The sequence below is a fragment of the Martelella sp. AD-3 genome (genome assembly GCF_001578105.1).
In the GTDB taxonomy this organism is placed as follows: Bacteria; Pseudomonadota; Alphaproteobacteria; order Rhizobiales; family Rhizobiaceae; genus Martelella.
On record NZ_CP014275.1, the window covers coordinates 3435087 to 3460899 of the forward strand.

General features: G+C 64.3%; 20 protein-coding genes and 1 tRNA gene. 11 read left to right on the forward strand and 10 right to left on the reverse strand.

Going from position 1 to position 25813, the window contains the following annotated elements; translation table 11 throughout:
• The first annotated feature begins 22 nt into the window (after positions 1-22).
• The 3 genes from AZF01_RS15960 to AZF01_RS15970 all read left to right on the forward strand — a co-directional run bounded on the left by AZF01_RS15960 (position 23) and on the right by AZF01_RS15970 (position 6078).
• Positions 23-4243 (forward strand): peptidoglycan-binding protein, encoded by a 4221-nt coding sequence (locus AZF01_RS15960; protein ID WP_156484742.1) that lies wholly within the window; start codon positions 23-25, stop codon positions 4241-4243.
• 120 nt (positions 4244-4363) lie between these two features.
• On the forward strand, positions 4364-5290 hold the full coding sequence (locus AZF01_RS15965; protein WP_061449725.1) for a sulfite exporter TauE/SafE family protein: 927 nt from the start codon (positions 4364-4366) through the stop codon (positions 5288-5290).
• Complete coding sequence (locus AZF01_RS15970) at positions 5290-6078, forward strand: TIGR02186 family protein (protein WP_061449880.1); 789 nt, start codon at positions 5290-5292, stop codon at positions 6076-6078. The genes AZF01_RS15965 and AZF01_RS15970 overlap by 1 nt, the downstream gene beginning before the upstream one ends.
• Here the strand turns inward: AZF01_RS15970 and AZF01_RS15975 are convergent.
• The 6 genes from AZF01_RS15975 to AZF01_RS16000 form a co-directional block, all read right to left on the reverse strand.
• Complete coding sequence (locus AZF01_RS15975; RefSeq protein WP_197489609.1) at positions 6065-6964, reverse strand: aminoglycoside phosphotransferase family protein; 900 nt, start codon at positions 6962-6964, stop codon at positions 6065-6067. The two genes, AZF01_RS15970 and AZF01_RS15975, sit on opposite strands and share 14 nt — an antisense overlap.
• Positions 6961-7674 carry a ligase-associated DNA damage response endonuclease PdeM gene (gene pdeM, locus AZF01_RS15980; protein WP_061449726.1) on the reverse strand — a complete coding sequence of 238 codons (714 nt, stop codon included), beginning with the start codon at positions 7672-7674 and terminating at the stop codon, positions 6961-6963. Before pdeM ends, AZF01_RS15975 begins: the two co-directional genes overlap by 4 nt.
• The gene (locus AZF01_RS15985) at positions 7671-10220 is read right to left on the reverse strand and encodes a ligase-associated DNA damage response DEXH box helicase (protein WP_061449727.1); all 2550 of its coding nucleotides are present in this window, start codon (positions 10218-10220) and stop codon (positions 7671-7673) included. Before AZF01_RS15985 ends, pdeM begins: the two co-directional genes overlap by 4 nt.
• Positions 10221-10262: 42 nt before the next feature.
• Complete coding sequence (locus tag AZF01_RS15990; RefSeq protein ID WP_061449728.1) at positions 10263-10898, reverse strand: YitT family protein; 636 nt, start codon at positions 10896-10898, stop codon at positions 10263-10265.
• A 113-nt stretch (positions 10899-11011) separates the two neighbouring features.
• Positions 11012-11317: a hypothetical protein gene (locus AZF01_RS15995; RefSeq protein WP_061449729.1), complete on the reverse strand. Its 306-nt coding sequence runs from the start codon at positions 11315-11317 to the stop codon at positions 11012-11014.
• 47 nt (positions 11318-11364) lie between these two features.
• Positions 11365-12318 (reverse strand): class I SAM-dependent methyltransferase, encoded by a 954-nt coding sequence (locus tag AZF01_RS16000; RefSeq protein ID WP_061449730.1) that lies wholly within the window; start codon positions 12316-12318, stop codon positions 11365-11367.
• Between the two features lie 160 nt (positions 12319-12478).
• Here AZF01_RS16000 and AZF01_RS16005 point away from each other — a divergent pair, with 160 nt between their 5' ends.
• Complete coding sequence (locus AZF01_RS16005; protein WP_061449731.1) at positions 12479-12745, forward strand: DUF6460 domain-containing protein; 267 nt, start codon at positions 12479-12481, stop codon at positions 12743-12745.
• Positions 12742-13233 (forward strand): CAP domain-containing protein, encoded by a 492-nt coding sequence (locus AZF01_RS16010; RefSeq protein WP_061449732.1) that lies wholly within the window; start codon positions 12742-12744, stop codon positions 13231-13233. The genes AZF01_RS16005 and AZF01_RS16010 overlap by 4 nt, the downstream gene beginning before the upstream one ends.
• 2 nt (positions 13234-13235) lie before the next feature.
• On the opposite strand, the gene AZF01_RS16015 is transcribed toward AZF01_RS16010, so the two are convergent.
• Positions 13236-14312: a quinone-dependent dihydroorotate dehydrogenase gene (locus tag AZF01_RS16015; RefSeq protein ID WP_061449733.1), complete on the reverse strand. Its 1077-nt coding sequence runs from the start codon at positions 14310-14312 to the stop codon at positions 13236-13238.
• Complete coding sequence (locus AZF01_RS16020; RefSeq protein WP_082781122.1) at positions 14309-14656, reverse strand: DUF952 domain-containing protein; 348 nt, start codon at positions 14654-14656, stop codon at positions 14309-14311. The genes AZF01_RS16015 and AZF01_RS16020 overlap by 4 nt, the downstream gene beginning before the upstream one ends.
• A gap of 259 nt (positions 14657-14915) precedes the next feature.
• On the opposite strand from AZF01_RS16020, the gene AZF01_RS16025 reads away from it, so the two are divergent.
• The 4 genes from AZF01_RS16025 to AZF01_RS16040 all read left to right on the forward strand — a co-directional run bounded on the left by AZF01_RS16025 (position 14916) and on the right by AZF01_RS16040 (position 19074).
• Complete coding sequence (locus AZF01_RS16025; RefSeq protein ID WP_061449735.1) at positions 14916-15563, forward strand: response regulator transcription factor; 648 nt, start codon at positions 14916-14918, stop codon at positions 15561-15563.
• Between the two features lie 104 nt (positions 15564-15667).
• Complete coding sequence (locus tag AZF01_RS16030; protein WP_061449736.1) at positions 15668-16345, forward strand: helix-turn-helix transcriptional regulator; 678 nt, start codon at positions 15668-15670, stop codon at positions 16343-16345.
• Positions 16346-16439: 94 nt separating this feature from the next.
• Positions 16440-16856, forward strand: a complete 417-nt coding sequence (locus AZF01_RS16035; RefSeq protein WP_061449737.1) for a tellurite resistance TerB family protein — start codon at positions 16440-16442, stop codon at positions 16854-16856.
• Positions 16857-17247: 391 nt separating this feature from the next.
• Positions 17248-19074, forward strand: coding sequence for a glycosyltransferase family 2 protein (locus tag AZF01_RS16040; protein ID WP_197489610.1), 1827 nt, complete (start codon positions 17248-17250; stop codon positions 19072-19074).
• 80 nt (positions 19075-19154) lie between these two features.
• On the opposite strand, the gene AZF01_RS16045 is transcribed toward AZF01_RS16040, so the two are convergent.
• Positions 19155-19228, reverse strand: a tRNA-Gly gene (locus tag AZF01_RS16045).
• 411 nt (positions 19229-19639) lie between these two features.
• Here AZF01_RS16045 and AZF01_RS16050 point away from each other — a divergent pair.
• A complete protein-coding gene (locus tag AZF01_RS16050) occupies positions 19640-20689 on the forward strand; it encodes a DUF475 domain-containing protein (protein WP_156484743.1) in 1050 nt (349 codons plus the stop codon).
• A 117-nt stretch (positions 20690-20806) separates the two neighbouring features.
• Here the strand turns inward: AZF01_RS16050 and AZF01_RS16055 are convergent, their stop codons facing one another.
• Entirely contained in the window at positions 20807-24310 is a 3504-nt protein-coding gene (locus AZF01_RS16055) for a PAS-domain containing protein (protein ID WP_061449740.1), read from the reverse strand.
• A gap of 267 nt (positions 24311-24577) precedes the next feature.
• On the opposite strand from AZF01_RS16055, the gene AZF01_RS16060 reads away from it, so the two are divergent.
• On the forward strand, positions 24578-25744 hold the full coding sequence (locus AZF01_RS16060) for a pyridoxal phosphate-dependent aminotransferase (RefSeq protein ID WP_061449881.1): 1167 nt from the start codon (positions 24578-24580) through the stop codon (positions 25742-25744).
• Positions 25745-25813: the final 69 nt, after the last annotated feature.

Genomic DNA, 25813 nt, shown 5'->3' on the forward strand with positions numbered 1-25813 from the left:
CCAACCGGAGCGGGCGAAAACCATGGCGCAAACGCGGATGACCCAGGACGCAACGGGCGGCAGGCCCTCCCTCGATGCGCTCAACCGCACGATCGAAGGGCTCGAGTCGCGCCTCAGCGATCTGATGGAAGCGCGCCCCTCGCCGCAGCGTCCCACCCCGCGCCGCTTTCCAGACCCCCAACAGGAGCGGTTCCCGCGCGAGCGCTCAGCCATGCCCAACCCCGGCTCCGCCCGCGTCGATGCCGAACTGCGCGAGATCGGCCGCACGCTGAAAGACTTGCGCGCCAGCGTGCGCGAGGACTTCTCCGCAAGCCTGCGCGACGAGCTTACCGGGCTGCACACCATGCTCAGCCATCTCGACCGGCAGACCGATACGCGCGATCTCGACGAGGAAACCCGCGGTGAGTTGATCCGCATTTCCGAGGCCGTGGACTGGCTGGTTGCCAATGCGGCGGCTGACGACGACAGCCGGCTGATGGCCGAGTTCGACCATCTGCAATCGCTTCTGCGCGGCCTTGCCGACGCCAAGAGCATCACCCGGCTGGAGAACCGGTTCGAAAACATCGAACGCCAGCTTGCCCCCTTCGATGCCGGCCGGCTCGATGCCGAACTGGCAGCCCTTGCGCGCGGCATCGATGACCTCCGCCGCCAGGCTGACGACGATGACAGCGCCCGCAGCCTCGAGGATATCGAGCACCGCCTGTCGTCGCTGGCCCAGGCCATGGAGATGCTGTGCACCCGCTTTCCTGCCGTCGGCAAGAAGCTCGACGGGCAGATCGGCGCAATCGAACGGCGGATCGACGACATCAACCGCAACCTCGAAAACCTCGGACGCCGGCAGGCCGAACCCGTCCGCGATGCCGCAATCGAACGGCTCGAGGGGCGACTGTCCGAACTTGCGAGCGCGGTTACCGCCGTCGACTGGCAGATGCGCGACCAGGGCGCCAAACAGGCAACGCTTCTGGAAAACCTCGACGGCATGGCCCGTCGTTTCGAAGGCCATCGCGGCGATGACGGACATCTGAAGCTCGAGGCGCGCATCGAGAAGCTCGCCGCCGCCGTGGAACGGATCGGCCCGGGAGTGGACCGCCACGCCCTCGGCAAGGCCGTTGCCGATCTTTCCGACAAGATCGGCGGGATCGACGTGGACGGCGCGGTGCGCAGGCTTTCCGAGAAGATCGAAGCCACCGCGTCCGCCGGCTTCGGAGAGGATGACCGGCGTGAGTTGAAGACACAGCTGGACCGGCTGGCAGGCCTCGTCGCCGACAGCGCGCTGGAGCCGCGCGCGCTCGAAGACGTCGTCAGCCGCATCAACGAGCGGATCGGACGCATCGACGTTCAGGGCAGCGAGCGCCGCCTTGCCGCCAAACTGGATTCGCTGAGCCTTTCCGCCAAGGGCGATGATGACCGGGCAGCGCTTCGCGACGATATCAGACGGCTTGCCGGCCTCATCGAAAACGGCCGGCGCGGCATCGAGCCGGCGGCCCTCGATCAGGCCGTGGCGAAGATCAACGACAACATTTCCCGCATCGATCTCGCCGGCGCCGAGCGCAGGCTCTCCTCCCAGATTGCCGCCATGCCGGCGCGCGCAAGCGAGCCCGCCGGCAAGACCGCATCCCTGGACACGGAAGCTTTCGAAAGGCGCCTTGCCGCCCGCATCGACGCGCTCGACCTCTCCGGCACCGAGGAGCGCCTCACGCGCCGGATCGCCGCGCTTGAAAACGACGGCGCGGAGGACCGGCTCAGCGCCCAGCTCTCCGCCCTTGCCAGCCGTTTCGACGAAAGCCGGCGCGACACCGGCGCGCCCGCGCTTTCCAAACTCGAACGCCAGATCGCCGAACTGACCACGCTCGTCAGCCGGCCGGATCCGAAACTGCCGCTGGCCGAGCTTGAGGACCGCATCGGCGCGCGCATCGAGAGCCTGACGGCCAGCAATGACGATTATCTCATCGAGGCGGCGCAACATGCCGCCGAGGAGGCGTTGAAGACGTTCGAGGCCCGCCGCAAGGGCGAGGCCGACGAACATATCGCCGTCATCAAGGCGCTGGCCGCCGACATGAGAAACCTCCATAAGGCCGGCCGCGACAACGAGGGCGCCGCGTCCCTGCATGAAACGCTGAAGACGATCGCGGGCAGGCTCGACACGCTGAACGTCGATGATGACGACAAGGCGCCGACCGGTGAGCGGAGGCGCGCGGAGCCCGGCCCTTTCGTCGCGACAGCGGCGACCGCCGCACCGGAAGCGAAACGCGACGCTGAGGAAACAGTCCGGGAAGAGCGGCAACCGCCACGCTTCGAGACCCGGTTTGCAGCGCCGGCAGCAAGGCCCGCCCCTGCCCCCGAGGTCAGGACCGACGACACGGCCAGCAACGATGTGCTCGACATCCTCTCGCGCGTGCGCGCCGGACAGAAGTCCGAAGGCCCGGTGCTGCCGGTCCATGACCGGCCGGTGGCCAAGACCGAATACAAGAAGCGCGATCCCGGCAAGCCCGCAGGCCCGCGCAACCAGCGCTTATCCGCCATCGGCCCGCAGGGCGACCTGATTGCCGCGGCGCGCCGTGCCGCCCGTTCGGCGCTCGCCAACGCCGAGGACATGACGCCCTCGGTTACGACCAAGGGAGACAGGCACGCGAAGGACGGCGATAGCGGCAATGGCGACAATGACGACAGGGCCGCCGGCGACGGCTTCTCGCGCAGGCCCGTCTACCTTGCCGCCGGCGCCATTCTGCTGGCCATCGTCGCCTACCCCTTCCTCACCGATTTCGGGCGCGATCGGGAAACCATCATGGAGGCGGTCAAGACCTTCGAGAACAACCCGCCGAGCCTTGCCGCGCCTGCGCGCACGCCGGCAGACCAGGCGATTCCGCAGACCCCGGCAACCCGCAACGTCGCGGCCGCCCCCTCCCTGCGCGCGCCCGAGCGCGGCGCGGTCAAGACCAACTTTGCCGCCGAGGCCCGCGAGATTGCCGCCGCACCCGCCGCCGACGCCTTCCGCATGATCGAGGCCGACAACACGCTCGTAACCGGCAGCATCAAGCCGGATGCACCCGTCGCCGCGACGGCCGGCAGTTCCGGGTCGGCGCCGCGGGGGGCGCCCGCCGAGCCGCCCGTTGCCGCCGCCCCGCCGGCTGCCAAGCCGCGCGAAATGGAAGCACCGGTCGAAACCGCGTCGGTCACCACCGAGGATGTGCTCGACATGCTGGCCGCGCCGTCGGCCGCACGCGAGGCGTCGTCCGTGCCCTCGACGCCGGTCCGCAAAGACCCGCAGGCAGCAGCACGGAAGACGCCGGCCGCTGCCGTCAGCAATTCGCCGCCGCCCGAGGCAAGCGGAAAGAGCGAGGCGCTGACCGCGCAGCGACCGAAGGAACCAGCACCGCTCGACATTACCGTTCCCAAAACCATAAAGCCGGTCGCACTCGCCGATGCGGCGCGGAACGGCAATCCGGACGCGCTTTACGAGATCGGCATGCGCTACCAGGAAGGCCTTGGTCTCAAGCGCGATCCGGCCGAAGCGGCCGCCTGGTTCGACGAAGCCGCCGAACGCGGTTCCGCGCCTGCCGCCTTCCAGCTCGGCAGCCTCTATGAAAAGGGCATCGGCGTCGACCAGGATGCAGCGAAGGCGATCACGCTCTACCGCTCGGCCGCCCGGGCCGGCAATGTCAGCGCCATGCACAACCTCGCCGTCATGCTCGCAAACGGCGCCGGCAGCGGCAAACCCGACTTCGCCGAAGCCGCGAAATGGTTCAGGGAAGCCGCCGAGCACGGCGTCGCCGACAGCCAGTTCAATCTCGCCATCCTGCATGCGCGCGGCGCCGGCGTCGATGCCGATCTCGCCCAGTCCTACAAATGGTTTGCGATCGCCGCGGCCGGCGGCGACGAGGAAGCCGCCAAACGGCGCAACGAAGTGGCCGAGGCCCTGTCCGACGCCGATCTCAACCGCGGCCGGAAGCTCGCAGCGGACTGGGAAGCCAGGGAGCCTCTCCCGGCCGCCAATACAGTGACCGCGCCGCCCGAATGGCTGCCGCAGGAAAAGATCGCAAGCGCGCCCGACAAGCAGGCGATCATCCGCGACATCCAGTCGATCCTCAATGAACGCGGATATGACGCCGGTCCCGAAGACGGACTTCTCGGCGCAAAGACCGATTCCGCGATCAAGGCCTTCCAGACGAAAAACGGCCTTGAGCCAAACGGCGCGATCACGCCCGCTCTGGTGGAGACATTGCTCAACAGCAACAGCGTCTGAGAAGAATAAGCGGATCGCAACCGTTTGAATTGACACAAGCGACATCAAGTCGCAGAAAGAAACCGGACCTTAAACAGGCTGGACGAGACCCGTCCGGCCCTTCCGCTATTGGGGAAACGCGTGTCGATTTACCTGCCGATTGCCGAACTTTCGGTGAATATCTTCGTCATTCTCGGCATGGGCGCGGCAGTCGGTTTCCTCTCTGGCATGTTCGGCGTCGGCGGCGGTTTCCTGATCACGCCGCTCCTGATCTTCTACCATATTCCCCCGGTCGTCGCCGTTGCCACCGGAGCGAGCCAGGTGGTCGCTTCTTCGGTCTCGGGCACACTCACCCATTTCAGGCGCGGCACGCTCGACATGAAGCTCGGGACGGTGCTTCTGACCGGCGGTCTCGTGGGCGCGACGATCGGCGTATGGCTGTTTTCGCTTCTGCGCGACCTCGGCCAACTCGATCTGGTGATCTCGATCCTCTATGTCGTGCTGTTGAGCTCGATCGGCGGGCTGATGCTGGTGGAAAGCATCAGGGCGATCCGCCGCAGCGCCAGCCAGAAGCCGGTTTCCTTCCGCAAGCCCGGCCAGCACAACTGGGTCCACCGCCTGCCTTTCAAGATGCGCTTCAAGAAGTCGAAGCTCTATCTGAGCGTCATTCCGGTGTTCCTGCTCGGCGGCACGATCGGCGTGCTCACCTCCTCGCTCGGCATCGGCGGCGGCTTCATCATGGTGCCGGCGATGATTTATCTCCTGCGCATCCCGACCAATATCGTCGTCGGCACGTCACTGTTCCAGATCATCTTCGTCTCCGCCTACACGACCGTGGTTCAGGCCGTGACCAATTATGCGGTCGATATCGTGCTCGCGACGATCCTGATGCTCTCGAGCGTCATCGGCGCGCAATACGGCGTCCGCGTCGGCCAGAAGCTGAAGGGCGAACAGTTGCGGGCGCTGCTCGCGCTGCTCATCCTGGCCGTCGGCGTGCGCCTTGCCTTCGGTCTGGTCGCAACGCCGACCGACCTGTTCTCCGTCGTCTTCGAGGGAGCGCCGGAATGATGAGAAAGCTGCTGACCCTCTTCGCCCTCGTTCTTGCGCCCGCCCTTTCCGCCGCGCAGGAACAGGCGCCCGTCATCCAGCAGGAAACGCTGGAGATCGGCACATCGACCAACGAGATCGCCATCACCTCGGACTTTTCCGGCGCCGACCTCACCGTGTTCGGCGCGATCAACGATGCCGATCCGATCCTTCTGTCAAAGGGCGGTTATGACATCGTCGTGATCCTCGAAGGCCCGAAGGCGGAGGCCGACGTGCGCCGCAAGGAGCGGGTCTTCGGCATCTGGATCAACCGCCAGACCATTTCTTTCGAGCATGTACCGCGCTCCTATTCGATCTCCAGCACGCGCCCGCTGGAAGACGTCACCTCGCCGCAGGAACTGAATTCGGGCGGCATCGGCGTCACGCATCTGCGAATATCGCCGGTCGGCTATTTCGGCGATGCCAGCGATGTCGCGACCTTCCGCCAGGCGATGCTCCGGCTGAACGCGGCCGACGGGCTTTACGATACCGAGGATGACGGCGTGAAATTCGTCTCCAACAGCCTGTTTCGCGCGAGCCTGAGGCTGCCGGTGAACATTCCCGAAGGCACCCACACCGTGCAGGCTTATCTGTTCAAGGAAGGACGCCAGATCTCAACACAGAACCTGCCGCTCAATGTGGTCAAGACCGGGCTCGAGGCCCAGCTCACCACCGCCGCCCACGAGTATCCGCTGTTCTACGGCCTCGGCGCGGTGTTCATTGCGCTGTTTTCCGGCTGGTTCGCAAGCGTCATTTTCAGGAAGAACTGAGATCCTCAAGCAGCCGCCCGAGCGTGCTTTCGCCAAGCCTCGCCATGGCCGGCGCGGTGCGGCGGTAATACCAGACAAGCCCCATCGCCTGCTGGAATGCCCAGGCCGCCCCGCGTTGCCATTCGGCATCGTCACAGCCCAGATGGCGGCGCAACAGCATCCGCCGTTCACGATCGAGCATATACCAGCCTGCCACGAGATCGAGCGCGGGATCGGCCGGACCGAACCCGCCGCCGTCGAGCACCCCGAAAAGCCGGCCGTACCTGACCAGAAGATTGCCCGGTATCAGATCCTTGTGGTTCATGACCAGCGTGGCGGCCGGCGGCAAGAGCCGAAACCGGTCCCAAAGGGCCCTCAGGCGTGCGACATCAAGCAGGCCGTCGCTCTTTTCGAAACAGACAGCCATCCAGTCATCATGGTCGGCAAGTCGTCCGCCCCTGCCTTTCCCGCCGAAAGGCCTGCCGCGGGTATCCGCCCGGCGGAAACCGGCGATCAAACGCGCGATATCCCGCGCGAATTCATCCGATGCGGCAAGTCCGTCAGGCGTCGCGACATCCCCCGCAATCCATGTCTGCACCGAAAATGGCAGCGGATAGCTCAGACCGGGACGGCCAAGACCGAGCGGTCGCGGTGACGGGACGGAGCAGTTTTCGGCGAGCTCACTCATCGCCTCGGCTTCGGCCAAAAGCAGAGCAGAACATTTCGCGGGGTCCATTGCCCGCCTGCGAAACCGAGCGGCCGCCCTGTCCCCGATGCGAAAGATCACGTTGTCGGTACCGGCCCCGGTGAGCGCCTCAACGGGCAGACCGCGAAAACGCGGGAACTGCGTTTCGATCAACCTCTTTGCAAGCGCTTCGTCGATGGGGACTTCATCGTCATGCATCATCGTGCAAGCGCTGCAAAGGGCAGCGCATAGACGCGGTCCGGCCCCAGCATGTGGACGGTGAGCGCCGCGCGGTCGAACAGGCCGGCAAAGGCCTTGTGGCGCAGATCGAGGCCGCCGCGCGCAGTTGCAAAGGCCGGCAGGATCAGCCGGTTGTCATCTGCGGCAAAACACGGACGACGGACGGACTTGCCCGGACGGGTGAGCGTGGCGGAGGGATGGAGATGACCGCAGATTTCCGCTTTTCCCCGTCGCGACGGCTCATGGCGAAAGGTCAGCCCCTCGCATGTCCATTCGTCGAACACCCGCCCCGGCAGGCCAAAAACGCCGTCGGGATCGTGATTGCCGTTGATCCAAACCCAATCACGGCCTGCGGCAAGCGCCGAAAGCGCCGCGCGGTGATCATCCGCCATCTCCCGCGCGCCCACGCGATCGTGAAAATTGTCGCCGAGCGAGACGACGCGGGCCGGACGGCAGCGGGCGATAACGGCAGCAAGAGCAGAGAGCGTGCGCGCCGTGTCGTAGGGCGGCACGAAAACGCCGCGCCGGGCATGCGCCGCGCCGCGTTCCAGATGCAGGTCGGAAACGACAAGCAAAGAGAGCGTGGGAAAGAACAGCGCGCCGGAGCAATCGAAAACGACCGGATGGCCGGCAAAGCGCGGCCCGCTGTCGTCGAAACGCTCGCTCTCCAGTGATGCTGTGCTCAAGTTCATGCGCCGGGTTTGTCCTGTCCTTCGTGAGCGTCTTCGCTTTCCGCCGCCTCAAGCGCCGCGGCGAGTTCATCGACGGCCTCGCGCAACACCGCCTCGCCGGCCCCGCCATTGACGCTTTCCCGACCGATTTCCAGAAGCACCGGCACGGCGAGCGGCGAGACGCGCTTCAGACGGTAATGCGTGAGATGGCCCTTGATTCGCTGCAGCATTGTGCCAAGGCGGGCGATATCCAGCAAGCCGGAAGCCGCATCCGCCCGCGTCGCCTGCAGCAGGATATGGTCCGGCTCGTGGCTCCTCAGGACGTCATAGATCAGATCGGCGGAAACCGTCATCTGCCGCCCGGTCTTCTCCTTGCCCGGATAGCGACGCTCGATCAGCCCGGCAATCGTCGCGCATGCGCGAAACGTGCGTTTGAGCATGTAGCTTTCATCGAGCCAGGCTTCGAGATCATCGCCCAGCATGTCCTCGTCAAACAGCGCCTTGAGGTCGAGCGCGCCGGAGGCCAACATTTCGCCGATATCCTTCAGGCCCCAGACGGCGAGCGAATAATCCGTGGACACGAAGCCGGTCGGCTGCGCGCCCGCCCGCTCCAGCCGCCGGGTTAAAAGCATGCCGAGCGTCTGGTGCGCGAGCCTGCCCTCGAAGGGATAGGCGACCATGTAGAAGCGGTTTTCCAGCGGAAAGGTTTCAACCAGGAGCTCGCCGCGCTTGGGCAGATGCGAATGCCTCTCCTGCAGCGAGAGCCATTCGCGCACGGACGCGGGCAGCGCCTTGCGCCGCTCTTCATCGTCCAGCATGGCGCGCACGCCGTCCGCCAGAAAGGTGGACAGCGGAAACTTGCCGCCGGCATAGGCCGGGATTTTCGGATCGCTGTCGAAGGCGGCGGACGCCATGCACTCGTTTTCCCGGATGCCCTCGAACCGCAGCACCTTGCCGGCGAACAGGAAGGTGTCGCCGGGCCTGAGCATCTCGATGAAATATTCCTCAACCTCGCCCAGCACCGCGCCGCCGCGCAAGGGCCCGCCGCGCTTTCCCGGCCGAACAAGTCTGATCTTCAGCATCGGCATCTCGACGATGGTGCCGAGGTTCAGCCGGTACTGGCGGGCAAAATCGGGATGCGTCAGGCGGTAGAGCCCGTCGGCGGTCTTTCTGATCTTGGCATAGCGTTCATAGGTTCTGAGCGCATAGCCGCCGGTGGCGACGAAATCGACCACGCGGAAAAAGGTCTCGCGGGCGAGCCCGTGATAGGGCAGCGCCGAGCGCACCTCGTCAAACAGCAGGTCCGGATCAAAGGGTCCGGCGCAGGCCATGCCGAGCACGTGCTGGGCCAGCACATCGAGCGCGCCATCGCCGATCGGCGGACTATCCTGCGCGCCGACATAATTGGCATCGAGCGCTGCCTGACACTCCATCACCTCGAACCGATTGGCGGGCACCAGAATGGCGCGACTCGGCTCGTCCATGCGGTGATTGGCGCGGCCGATGCGCTGGGCAAGGCGGCTTGCGCCCTTCGGCGCGCCGATATGCATCACAAGGTCGATATCGCCCCAGTCGATGCCGAGGTCGAGCGTCGAGGTGGCGACGACGGCGCAGAGCTTTCCGGCGGCCATCGCCGCTTCCACCTTGCGACGCTGGCCGACATCGAGCGAGCCGTGATGCAGCGCGATCGGCAGATTGTTGTCATTGATGCTCCAGAGCTCCTGGAACACGATCTCCGCCTGCGAGCGGGTGTTGACGAAGATCAGCGTCATCCTACGCCGCTTGAGCTCTTCGTAGATGTCGGGGGCGGCATAGCGCGCCGAGTGACCGGACCAGGGGATGCGCTGCGAGGCTTTCAAAATCGTGATTTCCGGCCGCGCGCCGCCGGCAACGGTGATCAGCCCGGCATGGGGCGGCTCCACCTCGCCGGTCTGGGCCACCAGCCAGCGCTGCAACTCCATCGGGTCGGAGACCGTGGCCGAAAGGCCGATCGCCGTCAGTTCCGGGCGCAGCCGCCTCAGCCGCGCAAGGCCAAGCGACAGGAGATGGCCGCGCTTGGAGGTCACCAGCGAATGCAGTTCATCGAAGATCACGAAGCGCAGGTCCTCGAAGAAGCGGTCGGCATCCTTGCCCGCCAGAAGCAGCGCGAGCTGTTCCGGCGTCGTCAGCAGGATATCCGGCGGCTTCATGCGCTGGCGCTGACGCTTGGCCTGCGGCGTGTCGCCGGTGCGGGTTTCCATGGTGATGGCAAGCCCGCTTTCGCTCACCGGACGTTCCAGATTGCGGGCGATATCGACGGCCAGCGCCTTCAGCGGCGAGATATAGAGCGTATGGACCCCGCGCGGGCGCGTTCCGGGCTTCAGCGGGCCTCGGGCGTCAAGATCGGCAAGGGAGGGCAGGAAACCGGCGAGCGTCTTGCCCGCCCCGGTCGGCGCGATCAGCAGCATGTCCTCGCCGGCGCCGGCGCGGGCCAGCAGGCCAAGCTGGTGCGGCCGCGGCCGCCAGCCATTGGCGGAAAACCAGCGGCGAAAGCGCTCTGGCAGCAGAGATGTTTCCGTTTCGTTCATGAGGCCAGGTTTACAGCAAACAGGCTTCGGGGAAAGGCTTTTCTACATCGCGATATAGCGGTCGCGGCGATGGTTGAAGGAGAGGATAAGGTTGATGACCAGAGCGCCGGCAACCGAACAGGCGATGATGAAGGGCGTCGCCACGAAGAAGGACAGCACCAGCACCAAGCAATCGAGGCCAAGCTGGACATAGCCGGCCTTGAAGCCGAAGCGATCCTGCAGGAACAGCGCCAGAATGCCGAAGCCGCCGAGACTGGCGCTGTGGCGAAAGAAAATCAGAAGCGCGGTCCCGACCAGCGCGCCGCCGAAGAGGCCGGCGGCCAGCGGGTGGGTCTCGCCGATCGTCAGAAATTGCGGGATGATGCCGGTCAGCGCCGAGGTCAGTCCGACGGCGATGAAGGTTTTCAGCGTGAAGGCAAGGCCAAGCCGTTTCCAGGCGAAATAATAAAACGGCAGGTTGACCGCGAAAAAGGCAAGCCCGAAGCCGATACCGGTCGAATAGACCAGAAGAAAGGCAAGCCCCGCCGTGCCGCCGGTCAACAATCCGCCGGCCTTGAGCACGAGGACGCCGAGCGAAGCCAGCATGGCGCCCGTGACAATGCCCTGGAGATCCTCCAGCGCCGAATGATTTTCGGTGGTGGAGTTGAGGATATTCCTGAGAAACCTGTTTTCTGACACGTGGCGACATTCCGGCTGGAAAAAAGGGCGCGAACAAGTGCATTCCCGACACGACAAGCCCGGGGCGCGGCCCCGGCCTCTTCTTCAACCAAAACCGCGCTTTCGTCAAATCCTCAAACGACGTCATCCTGGTTGACGCGGCCGCCCTCGCCTTCCCAGTTGAGGATGCGGCGGGTTTCGCTCTCGGTGAACTTCAGCCGGATGCCGACTCCGCCTTCCTTGTCTTCCGGCAGGAAAACGACGCCGAGCGCCTCGAGCGTCACCTTCAGCTTGTCGCGGCTGGCCTCGCCGAAATCGGCCCTGCCGTTTTCGAATTCGGCGATCTTGTCTTCGGCAAGACCGCTCTCATGGGCAAGCGCCTCGCGATCGATATGGGCGAGGATGCGGGCAGCGTGACAGAGTTCCGGTGTCAGTGTCATGACAGGCCTCCTTGATGCGGTTTCTGAAATATGTCTTCAGAAACGCGTCACAACGGCATGATGTTCCGTTCGGCCAGAAACAGGATGCCGGGAACCGGCTCGCCGGCATCCTTGCGCAGGACCGTGCTGCGTTCCGCCTTCAAAGACAGGCCGGCCTGCGCAAGCAGCTTCCTGACATAGGCCGCGGAATGCGCATAGCGCAGCGAGGGAAGCAGAGTGAAATCGCTTCCCGGCTCCCCGGCCTCCACCGAAAACAGGAACAGCCCGCCCGGAGCGATAAGCGCAACGACGTTCTCCATCAGGCTTTCGAGACCGCCGAGATACATCAGCACGTCAGCAGCGATCACCAGATCGGCCCGCTGCTTTGCCAGGTCTTCGATGAAAAGTCCGCTTTCGCCCGGCGCCAGAAGCAGGTCGGCCTGTGCGAGAACGGCGTAAAGCCCCTTTTCCTCCGCCTTCTGCAGCATATTCTGCGACAGGTCGAAACCCTCAAGCCGGGCAACGCGGCGGGCAAACGCTTCGCCCGAAAGCCCCGTGCCACAGCCAAGATCGACAGCCAGCTCGAACCGGCGGTCGGCACCTTCCGTTTCGGCAAGAAGGGCTGCAAGGCGCTGAGGCGCGCTGTAATCCAGCCGCTCGGTCAGCGCCTCATCGAAATGCTCGGCATAGGAATCGAACAGCGCCTCCACATAGCGACCCGGCGGATGGGCGGGCGGACGGGCAGCACCCAGAACGGCCAGCTTCAGCCGCGCGGCGAAAATGTCGTCATCATCCAGTTTTTCAAGGATCTCCAGCGTCTCGATCGCGCGGTCGGTCTCGCCGGCATGTTCAAGATAGGCTGAGAGCATGGCAAGGCCGGCCGGCCAGCCGGGCGCAAGAGCGAGCGCCTGTTCCATCAGTTCGGCTGCGGCGGAAAATTCGCCCGCCTCATCCAGCATCCGCGCATAATCGGCGCGACGATCGGCGATCAGATCGCCGGAGGAGAAGAATAATATGTTCAAAGGGGTCGGGACCGGACTATTGGGCTGATCGCCAATGTCGCTTTTTCGCGCCAAAAGCAAGCGGAATCGCTGAGCGCCTCTTGCCTTCCCCGGCAGCGGTTTCCATCTTGATTGCGCCTCAATGTCGCCTTAAGGACGGGCCAGCAAAAGGACGCGCGCGATGAGCAATGAAGTAAACCGGTTTCTGGGCGGCACCGTTGTCGGCACGATCGTCAGGTTGCTGGTGGTGTCGCTGATCGTCGGTTTCATCCTGTCCGCGCTCAACATCCATCCGCTCGACCTCTGGTACGGCGTCATCGATTTCTTCGGCAATCTCTGGCGGCGCGGCTTTGCAGCGCTTGGCGAAATCGGTCACTATTTTGTGCTCGGCGCCATCATCGTCGTGCCCGTGTTCATCCTCATCCGCATTCTGAGCTATCGCCGTTGACCGTATCGAGCACCAGCCGCCGGGCCTTCGCGCTCGCCATCCTCGCAATCGGGCTTTCGGCCTGCAGCCTCTTCGGCGGCGGCGGCATGCCGCGCGGCGATGTCGATGCCACCGCAATGACGTCGACCTTCCTGCCATGGGTCAATGACCTGAGAGAAAGCCGCGGCCTTGCGCCCGTCAGCCCGTCCAGAGCCTGCAACGCCGTCGCCGTCGATCAGGCAAGCCGCATGGCCCTTGCCGACAGGATGAACCACCTCACCGGTCCGGAAAGCGTCGCCGCAAGGTTCAAGCGCAACGACCTGCCGCTGCCGGCGGCCGAGAACATCGCCATGCATCAGAAAACGCCCGAGCGCGCGTTTCAGGCCTGGGTGGCGTCACCCAAGCACCTTGAAAACATGCTGGGAAATTATTCCCACCTGGGCGTGGCAAAAGCCACGAGCCCGAGTTCCGGCAACACGCCCTTCTGGTCCATGTGCCTCAGCAGCTAGACTTAAAAGGACCTTGCCGCCCATTCATCGACGGCGGTATCGCGCAATTCGCGCACCGATGACGCACCGTCCGCCTCAAGCGCCTCCAGCATGGCGGCAAGGCTGTCCGCGATCAGCTGCGGCCCCTCATAGACCATGCCCGAATAGATCTGCACCAGATCCGCGCCGGCGCGGATCTTTTCAAGCGCGCGGGCGCCGGTCGAAACCCCGCCGACGCCGATGACCACCTTTTCCGGACCGAGACGCTGCCTGACGCGCGCCAGAAGCGCGGTCGAGCGCTCAAACAGCGGCGCGCCGGAAAGGCCGCCGCTTTCGCCCGCCAGTTTTGCGTCCGTCAGGCCGTCACGCGCAAGCGTGGTGTTGGAAACGATCACGCCGTCGAGCGTGCTTGCCGCGACCTCGGCGATAATATCGTCAAGCCCTGCCTCGGTCAGGTCCGGCGCAATCTTCAGGAACACCGGCAAACGGGTTTCCGCCTTCTCCCGCGCTCCGGCAATCGCATCGAGCAACTGCCTGAGCTGTTCGCGCGCCTGCAGGTCCCGGAGGCCCGGCGTATTGGGCGAGGATATGTTGACTGTCAGATAACCGGCAAGCGAGGCGAAACGGGCGATGCCCGCGACATAGTCGGCAATCCGGTCTTCGGACGTCTTGTTGGCGCCGATATTGACGCCGACGATTCCGCGCCGAGAACGGGCCTCAAGCCTTTCGGCAAGCGCTTCGTGACCGTCATTGTTGAAGCCCATGCGGTTGATCACCGCTTCGTCCTTCACCAGCCGGAAGAGCCGGGGCTTCGGATTTCCCGGCTGAGGGCGCGGCGTGACGGTGCCGACTTCGACATGGCCGAAGCCGAGCTTGACCAGGCCGTCGATCGCCTCGCCGTTCTTGTCGAGGCCGGCTGCAACGCCGAGCGGGTTGGCAAAGGACAGGCCTGCCGCGGAAACGGCAAGGCGGGGATCGGCGGCATGGCGCGCGCGCGGCAGAAGACCGGATGCGATGCCCTTGATGGTGAGCCCGTGGGCCACTTCCGGGTCGAGCATGAAGACGGCGTTGCGCGCGCCGCATTTGAACAGGTTGATCATGCGACAAGCCCGCTGAAATCATGGCCGCCGGCGCTTGTTTCGGGGATCGGCTTCTCCCAGAGCACGGCGGAAAAGGGAAGGACCGCATAAAGATGGGGAAACAGCGCGCCACCGCGCGACGGCTCGTATTTCAGTGCCGGCCCGAGCGCCTGCGGGTCGACCGCGACCAGCAGGAGGTCGCGCTGTCCGCCGAAATGACGGGCTGCGGTTTCCTCCACCTGTTCCGCCGTCGAAAAGTGGATAAACCCGTCGGAAAGATCGACGGGGGCTCCCCGATAGACGCCGGCGAGGCGTGCGGCCTGCCATTCTGGGCGCGCGACGATCTTGAATATCGGTTGCGACATGGGCATCGACTCCCGTGGCCTGGTTGCGGCACGGTTTGAACCAGTAAGGGGCAAAAGTCCATGACAATTGAGACCCGCCGCGTGAAAGCAACAGCAAATGCGGGCTTTTCCGCGTCGTTCCCGTTTTTTTTATTGATATCCGTTGCAAACACGCGATCATGGAGGAGACTTACGTCGTTTTGTTGCAGCATTGACGCGTTGCCTCTCTCGCGTGACAAGTGGCTCAGGTTGTGACATTGCCTTTGGGAGGAGGCAGGAAATGACCGGACAGACAATACTGATCGCCGATGATCACCCGTTGTTCCGCAGCGCCCTGAAACAGGCCATCAGCGGCATGGCGACCTATTACGCCGTTGTCGAGGCTGGCGATTTCGACGGCGTGCAGCTGGCCGCCCGGGAAAACCCCGAGGCGGACCTGCTGCTGCTCGATCTCGCCATGCCGGGGGTCAGCGGGCTTTCCGGCCTGATCACGCTGAAGGCGGAGTTTTCCAGCCTGCCGATCGTGGTGATTTCGGCAAGCGATGACGACGATACGATCCGCCGCTCGCTGGCGCTCGGCGCCTCCGGCTTCATCTCCAAATCCGCCGGCATCGATGAATTGCGCAACGGCATTCGCACCGTGCTTTCCGGCGAGATCTATACGCCGGAGAACTTCGAGGGCGGCGAGGAGACCGACCCCGACATCGCCGACATGCTGGAACGGCTGCAGACGCTCACCCCACAGCAGTCGCGCGTGCTGCGCATGTTGTGCGAGGGCCTTCTCAACAAGCAGATCGCCTACGAACTCGGCGTATCCGAGGCGACCGTGAAGGCGCATGTTTCGGCGATCCTCCTGAAGCTTAATGTCGACAGCCGCACCCAGGCGGTGATCCAGTTGGGCAAGGTCAATATGGCCATGGTCGCGTGACGCGCGACAAAGGATTTTATTCCTGTCATGGCTTTACGTCATGATAGGCCATGCGCTATAGTCCCGCCGTTATCAACGCGCCAACGTGGCCGGAGTGAACAGTCATGTCCAGCAGGCTTCGCCACAGCGCCATCTGGGACGCGATCGATGATCTGGCCGCGCGCCACAAGCTGACCCCTTCGGGCCTTGCGCGCAGGGCCGGGCTTGATCCGACCGCTTTCAACAAGTCCAAACGGCTTGGCAAGGACGGGCGTGAACGCTGGCCGTCGATGGAATCGATCGCCAAGGTGCTCGATGCGACGGGCAGCGATCTGACCGCCTTTCTCGACGCGGAAGCCGGCCGCGCGAACGATGGGGGCGCGCCGCCATCAGGCGCCTTCCCGCCGCAACCCTCCACCATTCCCCTGCTCGGCCTTGCCCGCGCCGGCACCGGCGGCTTTTTCGACGACGGCGGCTTTCCCGTCGGCCAGGGCTGGGACGAGGTCGATTTTCCCGCGCCCGCGCGCGACAGCCACAGCGTCTATGCGCTCGAGGTGCAGGGCGACAGCATGCTGCCGCTCTACCGCGACGGCGACGTGCTGATCGTCGAGGCCAACGCCGAAACCCGCAAGGGCGACCGCGTCGTGGTCAAGACCCATGACGGCGAAGTCATGGCCAAGGTTCTGGTGCGCCGCACCAGCCGCCAGATCGAGCTCATGTCGATCAACCCCGCCCACGAAAACCTCACCTTCGATCTTGCCGCCGTGGAATGGATCGCCCGCATCATCTGGGCGAGCCAGTGAAGCATTTCGCAGTCAGCCGGAACGCCTGACGTCCGCGAAAATGCAGGAAAACCAATAGAATGCTGAAATCCGCATCCAATCGAAAGACATGCCCATGACCCGGACACCGCTCACTCATTATGATGCCCTGATCTATGTGATGGTCATGGCTTCAGCCGTAGACAGCGCCATGAGCGATGACGAACTGGCTCGCATCGGCCATATCACCCGCTCGCTGCCGGCCTTCCGCGGGTTTGACGAGGACCGCATAACCGATGTGGCCCATGCCTGCGCCGACATCCTGTCCGGCGACGAGGGCATGGATATCGCCCTCGAAATCATCCGCGACACGCTGCCGGCGCGGCTTTACGACACGGCCTACGCGCTCGCGGTCGAGATCATGTCGGTGGACCAGGCGATCAGACCGGAGGAGATCCGCCTGCTGCAGTTGCTGCGCGACAGGTTGCACCTCGACAAACTGACCTGTGCAGCAATCGAACGCGGCGCGATTGCGCGCTACCGCGCACTTTAACGCATTTCGCAGTCAGATGGAGTCACATGACTGCGAAAATTAATCAAAAACAAAGAGATAGGGCGGTTACGCGCGTCCGTGACAGGCGAAACCGCTTTGGATGTCAGCGTCGGGCGCGAAAGTGGGATTCGTTTTCCGACAAGCCGATGATCTGGACGCGGTTGCCGATTTTTCGGCCGGGAACGCGTGGGACAGGTCGCAGGCTCGAAGAATCTTAGCGTGTATTTGATAAAAATCACTCTTACATGTTGTGATTTTTTCAAAACGTGCCTTTACTTGAAACCTGCAGAATTGCACGTATTGCGGGTTTCAGGAGGGTTCGATGACGGCTTCGTCCTTGTACGCGGTACCGCGCCCAAGCCCGAAGTCATCGACCCGGCGGGACGGGCGGGTGAGCGATCCGTTTGCCGGCGAACGACGCATGCTGCGCCGCCTTGGCTACGAGGACGCGCTGATCGAACGGGCCGAAACATCCGCCCGGCAAAACGGCACCACCATAGAGGACGAACTTCTCGCCGAAGGCTCTGTTCTGCCGGAGGCCTATTATCGTCGCCTCGCCTTCTATCTCGGCCTGCCTTTCCTTGCACGGATCGACCCCGAAGCCGTTTCCGACCGGCGCAGGATCGACCGGCTGCTGGTCTCTCCGTCCGGCCTGCGCCTGGAAAGCGGCGAGGGCGGCGCGACATTCGCGATCATCCCGCGCGCGAAAGACCTGGCAGATCTGCATGCCCGCCTTTCCTTCCGCCCCGCCATTCGCCGGGCCGTGGTGGTAACCATGCCGTCGACGATCCGCGAGACCGTCTGGCAGGTGGGGGCTCAGCGCCGGCTCGCCAACACGATCCACCGGCTGATGGTATGGGAACCGCGCTTTTCGGCGCGGATCGTGTTCTGGGGCAAGCAGGGCTTTCTGCTCGGCGGCAGCGTTGCCACCTTTCTCGTCGGACTCGTCCTTTTCACCGCCGAGACGCTGCTCCTGACGCATATCCTGTTTTCAACTCTCTACGCCCTCTCCCTCCTCATCCGGCTTGCGGCGGTGGCAAGCAGTCCCGGCGAGGCAACGCAATCCGTGGAAGACGAGGAGGAAGGCGCCTTGCCGGTTTATACGGTGCTGGTCGCCCTCTACCGCGAAGCCAACATGATCCCGCAGCTCGTCGACCACATGAAGAGACTGAACTGGCCTGCCTCGCGGCTCGACGTCAAGCTTGTCTGCGAAGCAGATGACAGCGCCACCATCGCTGCCATAAGGGCCGAGAGGCTGCCGCCGCAATTCGAACTGGTCAGCGTTCCGCCGGCCCTGCCGCGCACCAAGCCGAAGGCGCTGGACTACGCGCTTTCCGGCGCGCGCGGGTCTCTTCTCACCATCTATGATGCCGAAGACCGGCCGCATCCCGACCAGTTGCGCGAGGCCTGGCGCGCCTTTCGGAAGGGACCGGCGACGCTCGGCTGTCTGCAAGCGCCGCTTGTCGTCGACAATATCGGGCAGAACTGGATCTCGGCGCTGTTTGCCTGCGAGTATGCAGGCCTCTTCCGCGGCATCCTGCCGTTTCTGGCGCGCCACCGTTTCCCCCTGCCGCTTGGCGGAACGTCGAACCATTTCCGCACCGATGTCCTGCGTGCGTGCCGCGCCTGGGACCCCTACAATGTGGCCGAAGATGCCGATCTTGGCCTGAGGCTGCACCGTCTCGGCTATCACTGCGGGGTGATCGGCAACCCGACGCTGGAGGAAGCTCCGACAAGTGCGAAAGCCTGGACCGCCCAGCGCTCACGCTGGATCAAGGGCTGGCTGCAGACGCTTCTGGTCGCGCTGCGTGAGCCATCCCGGCTCTTTTCGGAACTGGGCACGCTCGGCGCACTGGTGTTTCTCGCCAACGGCGCAGGCGTCGTCCTGTCCTCGCTGCTGCACCCGCTCCTTTTCGCCGCGCTGTTCATGACGACCGCGGCGATCATCCATCCGGACTATGATTCCGGTCCGATTCACCAGGTTCTCTCGGGCATCGATATTGCCAACATCCTGGCAAGCTACTGGGTTTTCCTGAGGCTCGGCCTGTCCCGCATGCAGCCGCAGGAAGCGCGGCAGATGCGCGCGGATGCGCTCTACCTGCCGCTCTACTGGCTGATGCTCTCCTTCGCCGCCTGGAAGGCGCTGGCCGAGCTCTATCGTGCCCCGTTTTTGTGGCGCAAGACGGCGCATCGGCCGAGCCGGAAGGAGAGCCGCTGAGGCGCATCGGACAGGCCTGTGATGAGAGCAAGCGCCGTTCAATCGGCGAGGCGCTCCCGGACGGGCGCGTCGCAATCCATTGGAGCGGGTAACGGGAATCGAACCCGTGCGTTCAGCTTGGGAAGCTGACAGGCTACCATTACATCATACCCGCGCATGGCCTGATGGCGATCATTACCACCGCCGCGGGCTTTCCGGCAAGCTGAAAAACAGGTCGTCGGCCCGGAGCGCCGGAGCCGGCAGGCAATAATCAGAGGTAGCAACGCCGGAGGGGTTGACGGCGCGCGCGGCGTGACTAAATCTGTGAGCGCCGATCGCAACAGGGCAGACCCGCAGGGGCCGGCCATTTTTCGCGCGACGGGGTCATCCCCCCAAAATCCGCGCGCGACGGCAAACCCGGTGCCGGGCCCCTCTGGCGAGAGTTTGACGGCGCTCTCGTGATGTCGGCACCGCCCGCAAATTAGCCGGCGGACATGTCTATCATGCTTCACAACCATCGCGTCGGATCGCGTGCGCAAGGCGCATGCGCGTCCAACGACATCGCCGCACCATCGAAGGTGCTGCCATGACCTCCACCCTTTCCTATTTCAAATGGGCTTTCATTGTCACGGCGGTCGGTCTTCTCGCCAGCGCCGCCTACGGCTATTTCAGCTTCGGGGCCGGCGGAGCGCTGACCTGTCTCTTCATCACCGCCGTGCTCGCAGTGCTCGAAATCTCGCTCTCCTTCGACAATGCGGTGGTCAACGCCAACAAGCTGAAGGCGATGAGTCATGTCTGGCAGCGGCGCTTCCTCACCTGGGGCATTCTGATCGCCGTTTTCGGCATGCGGCTTGTCTTTCCGCTGGTCATCGTCGCGCTTGCCGCGAAAATCGGACCAATCGCCGCCATTCATCTGGCCTTCGCCGAGCCGCGCGCCTATGCCGAGATCATGCATCATGCCCATCTGCCGATCGCCGCTTTCGGCGGCACCTTTCTTCTGATGGTCGGGCTCACCTATTTTTTCGATCATGACAAGGACGTGCACTGGCTGCCCTGGCTGGAGGAACCGATGGCGCGATCGGCCTCGATCAAGGGCATCGAGATCGGCATCGCGCTCGTTCTCATCCTCGTCTTTTCCGGCCTGGTGGCCGAAGAGCGCGCGCAAGATTTCCTCTATCCCGCCCTTTACGGCCTGATCACCTTCCTTGCTGTCGAAATCCTGAGCGGCTTTCTGGATGCAAGCCAGGCCAAGGCGGCAAAAACGGCGGCCCAGGGCGGGCTCGGCGCCTTCATCTATCTGGAAGTGCTCGACGCGAGCTTTTCCTTCGACGGGGTGGTCGGCGCCTTCGCCCTGACGAAAAACCTGCTGGTGATCGCCATCGGGCTCGGCATCGGCGCGATGTATGTGCGCTCGCTGACGATCCTGCTGGTCGACCGCAAGACGCTGTCGCATTTCCGCTTTCTCGAACACGGCGCCTTCTACGCCATCCTGGTGCTGGCGGTGATCATGTTCGCCCAGACGCTGGTCCATATCCCCGAAGCGGTGACCGGGCTTGTCGGCGCTGGCCTGATCGGACTTTCGCTCTGGTCATCGTTGCGCTGGCGAAAGCTGGAGCGGATAAAACAGGCGCTTTAGAACATTGCCGGCCCGCAAGACCGGTTTCCGCCCTCGCTGGGATTGCTCAGGCGCCGCGTCGGTTCGCGCGGTCAAAGGATGACCTGACTGACCGGAGACATGAAGGAGCGGCGGTCCCTATTCGGCCGCCGCCCTGTGAAAGATCGCGATCTGGTTGAGGAAGGCGCGCAGCAAAGCCGGTTTCAGCGGCTTGTGCTGAACGACAATGTCCTCCTCCTCCGCCAGATCGCGCACGTCCTGGGTGCGGTCCGCCGTCAGCAAAAGGGCCGGAACGTGACGCTGGTAATGCTCGCGCAGGGCAACGACCGCGCGCACGCCGCTGCCGCCATTGTCGAGGTGATAGTCGGCGATGATGACGTCGGGCACAATGTCGATCGCGCCGGCTGTTTCCGCGCTGCGGGCGACGTGGACATCCGCTCCCCAGCCGCCGAGGAGCACCCGCATCCCCTCGAGAATGGCCTCCTCATTGTCGATGCAGAGCACCTTGAGGCCGGCGATGGCCTGGCCGGGCAAACGGCCCGTCGGCTTTGCCGCCTGCGGCGCGGTCTCGGCTCCGGCGTCGGCAAGCGGCACGGTCAGCCGGAACACGGTGCCCCCGCCAGGCGCAGGAGAGAGCGCGACCGGGTGTTCGAGCATGCGGGCCAGCCGGTCGACGATCGAAAGGCCGAGGCCAAGCCCCTGGGCCGCGCGCGCGCCCTCGTCCAGCCGGGTGAACTCCTTGAACACGCTTTCCGCCTTTGAGGCCGGAATGCCGATGCCGGTATCATGCACCTCGATCACCGCGTGATCGCCATGGCGGCGCACGCCGACCAGCACCTTGCCGGAAATCGTGTACTTGATCGCGTTCGACACCAGGTTCTGCACCAGACGCCTGAGGGCGTGGGCGTCCGAGCGCACCTTGAGCGACGATCTGACCACGGTGAATTTCAGCCCCCGCTCGTCGGCAAGCGGACGAAAGTCGGTTTCGACCCGTCTCAACATGTCGCCGAGATTCACTGCGGTGAAATGCGGTTTCATCGCGCCGGCGTCGAGCCGGGAAATGTCCAGAACAGCACCCAGGATATCCTCGACCGATTGCAGCGCGGAATCGATCTTCTCGGCGAATGCGCGATCCTCGCCATCGGCCGGCATGCGCTCGCCCAGCGCAGTTGCATAAAGCCGGGCGGCGTTGAGCGGCTGCAGGATGTCATGCCCGGCGGCGGCGAAGAACCGCGTCTTGCCGATATTGGCCTCGTCGGCGGCCGCACGCGCGACACGCAGCGCCTTGTTGACCTCGGTGAGCTCCGCCGTGCGCGCGGCCACGCGCTGTTCCAGCGTCTCATTGGCCTGCTTGAGCGCCAGATCGGCCTCCACCCGCTGGGTGACATCGGTGAAGGTGACGACCATGCCGGCTTCGGGCATGGCGCGCGACTGCACCTCGATGATCCGCCGTCCCTTGTCGAGAACCATCGGAAAGGCGCTCTCGTGCGCGCGCAGCCGGCGCAGCGCCTCGCGCGCCTCGTCACCGGTAAGATCGCCGCGCGAGGACAACCGGCCCATGATGTTGATCAGCGGATAGCCCACCTGGCCGACCTCTTCGGGCAGGTTGAGCAGCGCGCGAAAGCGCTTGTTCCAGACGGTGAGTCGGTTGGAGGCATCGAAAACCGCAATGCCCTGATCGATCTGGGCGAGAGCGGTCTGCAACAGGCCCTGATTATACTGCAGCGCCTCGCTTGCCTGGTCGAGCAGGAAGGCGGCATCGCCGGAGGCCGCTTCGGCGCGCTGCAGCACCAACGACAGGACAAGGCGCGCCGAGGACGAGCCGATGGCGCTGCCGAGCAATTGTTCGGAAAAGTGAATGAGCGCCATGTCGGCCTGTTCGTCATCGCCCATGCGCCGGCCGGCATTGCGCTCGAAGGTGGCAAACGAGCGCGCCGTGCGCTCCGCGCCGAGATAGCCGTTCAGCGTCTCGCGCAGCATGCCGACGGAAACGCCCGTGCCGATGCCGCGCGCGGAGGACTGCCAGCGGGCCTGGCGCTTGACGAAAATGCCGGACTGGATGCGCTCCAGCGGACGCGCCTGCCGGCTGAGCGAGCCGAGAACGAGGCCGGCGACATTGATCAGCAACGACAGGCAGGTGACGTTCAGCAGAATATCGGCATCCGGGCCGACGAAAAGTCCGGTGCCTGGAATGATGAAGTTCATCACTTCGCCGGCAATCGCCGAATGGTCCGGCCCGCCAAGGCTCGGCACGAACAGCAGATAGACCCAGGTGAGGAAGCCGAGCGACAGGCCGAGGATGGCGCCGCGCGCATTGGCCGTGCGCCAGACAAGGCCGATGAACAGCGCGGGCGCGACCTGGGCGATGGCCGCGAAAGCCAGAAGCCCGATCGAGAACAGGCCCCGGTCGCTGTCGATATGGCGGTAATAGGCATAGCCGAGCAGCATGACGCCGAGGATCGAGGCGCGGCGGATGTTGAGCAGCAGCGAATAGAAATCCTGTCGGTGGGCGCCGCCGGCAATCATCCGGCGCCTGAGCAGGATGGGGTTGACGATATCGTTCGAGAGCATGATGGCGAGCGCCACCGAGGCGACGATGACCATGGCCGTTGCCGCCGAAAAGCCGCCAAGGAAGGTGACCAGCGAGATCAGCGGCTGCCCCTGGGTGAGCGGCAGCTGCAGCACGTAGAGGTCCGGATCGACGCCCGGCCCCAGCGTTATCGCCCCGCCGATCGCAACCGGCAGCACCAGAAGGTTTATGGCGATCAGATAGGCCGGAAACAGGAAACGGGCGAGACTGAGCTCGCCCTCGGTTCGGTTCTCGACAACGGTCACATGGAACTGGCGCGGCAGAAGCAGGATGGCGAAGGCCGAGAGGACGGTGAGCAGCACCCAGCGGCTGATCGGCGTCTCATAGGTGAGTGCCGCTGCGGCCGCGGCATTTTCCCGCGCGGCGGCCAGAAGATCTGCAGGTCCGTTGTAGAGAACGAAAAGCACGAACAGACCGACCGAACCGAAGGCCACCAGCTTGACCACCGATTCCATGGCGATCGCCAGGATCAGCCCGTCCTGATGCTCCGTCGCGTCCGTGTGGCGGGTGCCGAAGACGATGGCAAAGCTTGCAAGGGCCAGCGTGACGGCGAGCGGCAGGCCGACGCCGAAGGCCGCGCCGACGGAGGGTGGATCGATCGTACCACCGACCATGACGGCGACCGAATCGGAGACCGCCTTCAATTGCAGCGCGATATAAGGAATGGCGGCGGCAAGCGAGATCAGCGCCACGAGGCCGGCCACCATCGGGTTCTTGCCATAGCGAGCGGCGAGAAAGTCGGCCGCCGAGGTCAGTTTTTCCGATTTCGCCAGCGAGACGATGCGCCGGACCACCGGCATGCCAACGGTGAAGACCAGGATGGGGCCGATATAGATGCCGAGAAACTCGAGCCCGCGCGTTGCGGCGAGGCCGACGCCGCCGAAATAGGTCCAGGAGGTACAATAGACGGCGAGCGACAGCGCATAGACGAAGTTGCGGCCCGACCGCGGCGCAAGCTCGCGCTTTGCCCGCCGGTCGCCGTAGCTCGCCACGGCAAACAGCAGCATGATGTAGAGCAGTGCCGCCAACAAGATCAGCCAGCCCGGCAGCATGGAACGCCTCCCTTCGCGAGCTTCTCCACCATAGGCTATCGGCGGCCGGTTTCAAATGCGACTGTCGCAGCACGAGCCATCACAAAAAACAATGATTTCGTCGCCGAATTTGATGGAAGGCAGGCGCTGGTCCGCATTAGAGCGCCGTGCGTCCATTCGGACGCACAAAGGACGCTCTAACCTATTTTATCTACGCATCGTGCTTTCCGAAAATCGATTCCGATTTTCGGGCCGATGCGCTAGAACGGATTGAGCACGGAGAACCGCATGACACTCATTTCAAGCCTCAGCCGAAGGGCACAGGACGCGCCGGAAAGCGGCATTGTCGAAATCATCAATTACGGTCGCGACCGCGACAGGCTTCTGCCGCTATGGGCGGGCGAAGGCGACCTGCCGACGCCGCAGTTCATCCGTGACGCGGCCAAGGCCGGGCTCGACAATGGCGAGACCTTTTATACCCATCAGCGCGGCATTCCGCCGCTGCGCGCAGCGATCGCCGATTACTACGCCCGCCATTTCGGGGCAAGGCTTTCGCCGGAGCATGTCTATGTCACCGGGTCAGGCATGCATGCGATCAAGATCATGGTCGAGGCGATGACGGAGCCCGGCGACGAGGCGATCTATTTCACCCCCGCCTGGCCGAATATCGCCGCAGCGCTCGGCGTTTCCGGCGCGCGGAAGGTCGGCGTGCCGCTTGAATTCGCCGATGGCCGCTGGAACCTTGATCCCGCCCGCGTGGAAGCGGCGATCACCGAAAAAACCCGGATGATCTTCGTCAACACGCCGGCCAACCCAACCGGCTGGACGGCGAGCCTTGCCGATCTTTCCGCCCTTCTGGAGATCGCGCGCCGCCACGGCATCTGGATCCTCGCCGACGAGATCTACGCGCTCTATCATTTTGCCGGCGGCCGCGCGCCCTCCTTCCTCGACATCATGGAAGAGGGCGACCGGATCGTGTTCATCAATTCCTTCTCCAAGAACTGGTCGATGACCGGTTGGCGCGTCGGCTGGCTGGTCGCCCCGCCCGAGATCGGCGACACGATTGAAAACCTGGTGCAATACACGACGTCGGGCGTTGCCCAGTTCATGCAGCAGGGTGCGCTCGCCGCAATCCGCGACGGCGACCCTGTGATTGCCGAGAATTATGAGCGCGCGCGGATCGGACGCGACATTTTCTGCGACCGGCTGCTTGCCACCAACCGCGTCGAGACGCTGAAGCCCGACGGGGCGCTCTATGCCTTCCTGAAGGTGGACGGCCTCACCGACAGCCGCCGTGCCGCGCTCGATATCCTCGACAAGACCGGCGTCGGCCTTGCTCCCGGCTCGGCCTTCGGACCCGGCGGGGAACCCTTCCTCAGGGCCTGTTTCCTGCGCAATGCCGACCAGTTGGAAGACGCCGCAGAGCGGCTGGCGGACTATATTGCGGGGATTTGAGAGGGCGACGAGAAGACATAGCCGCACAGCCCGCAATACTCTCTCCCGCTGGCGGGAGAGAAGGTTGGG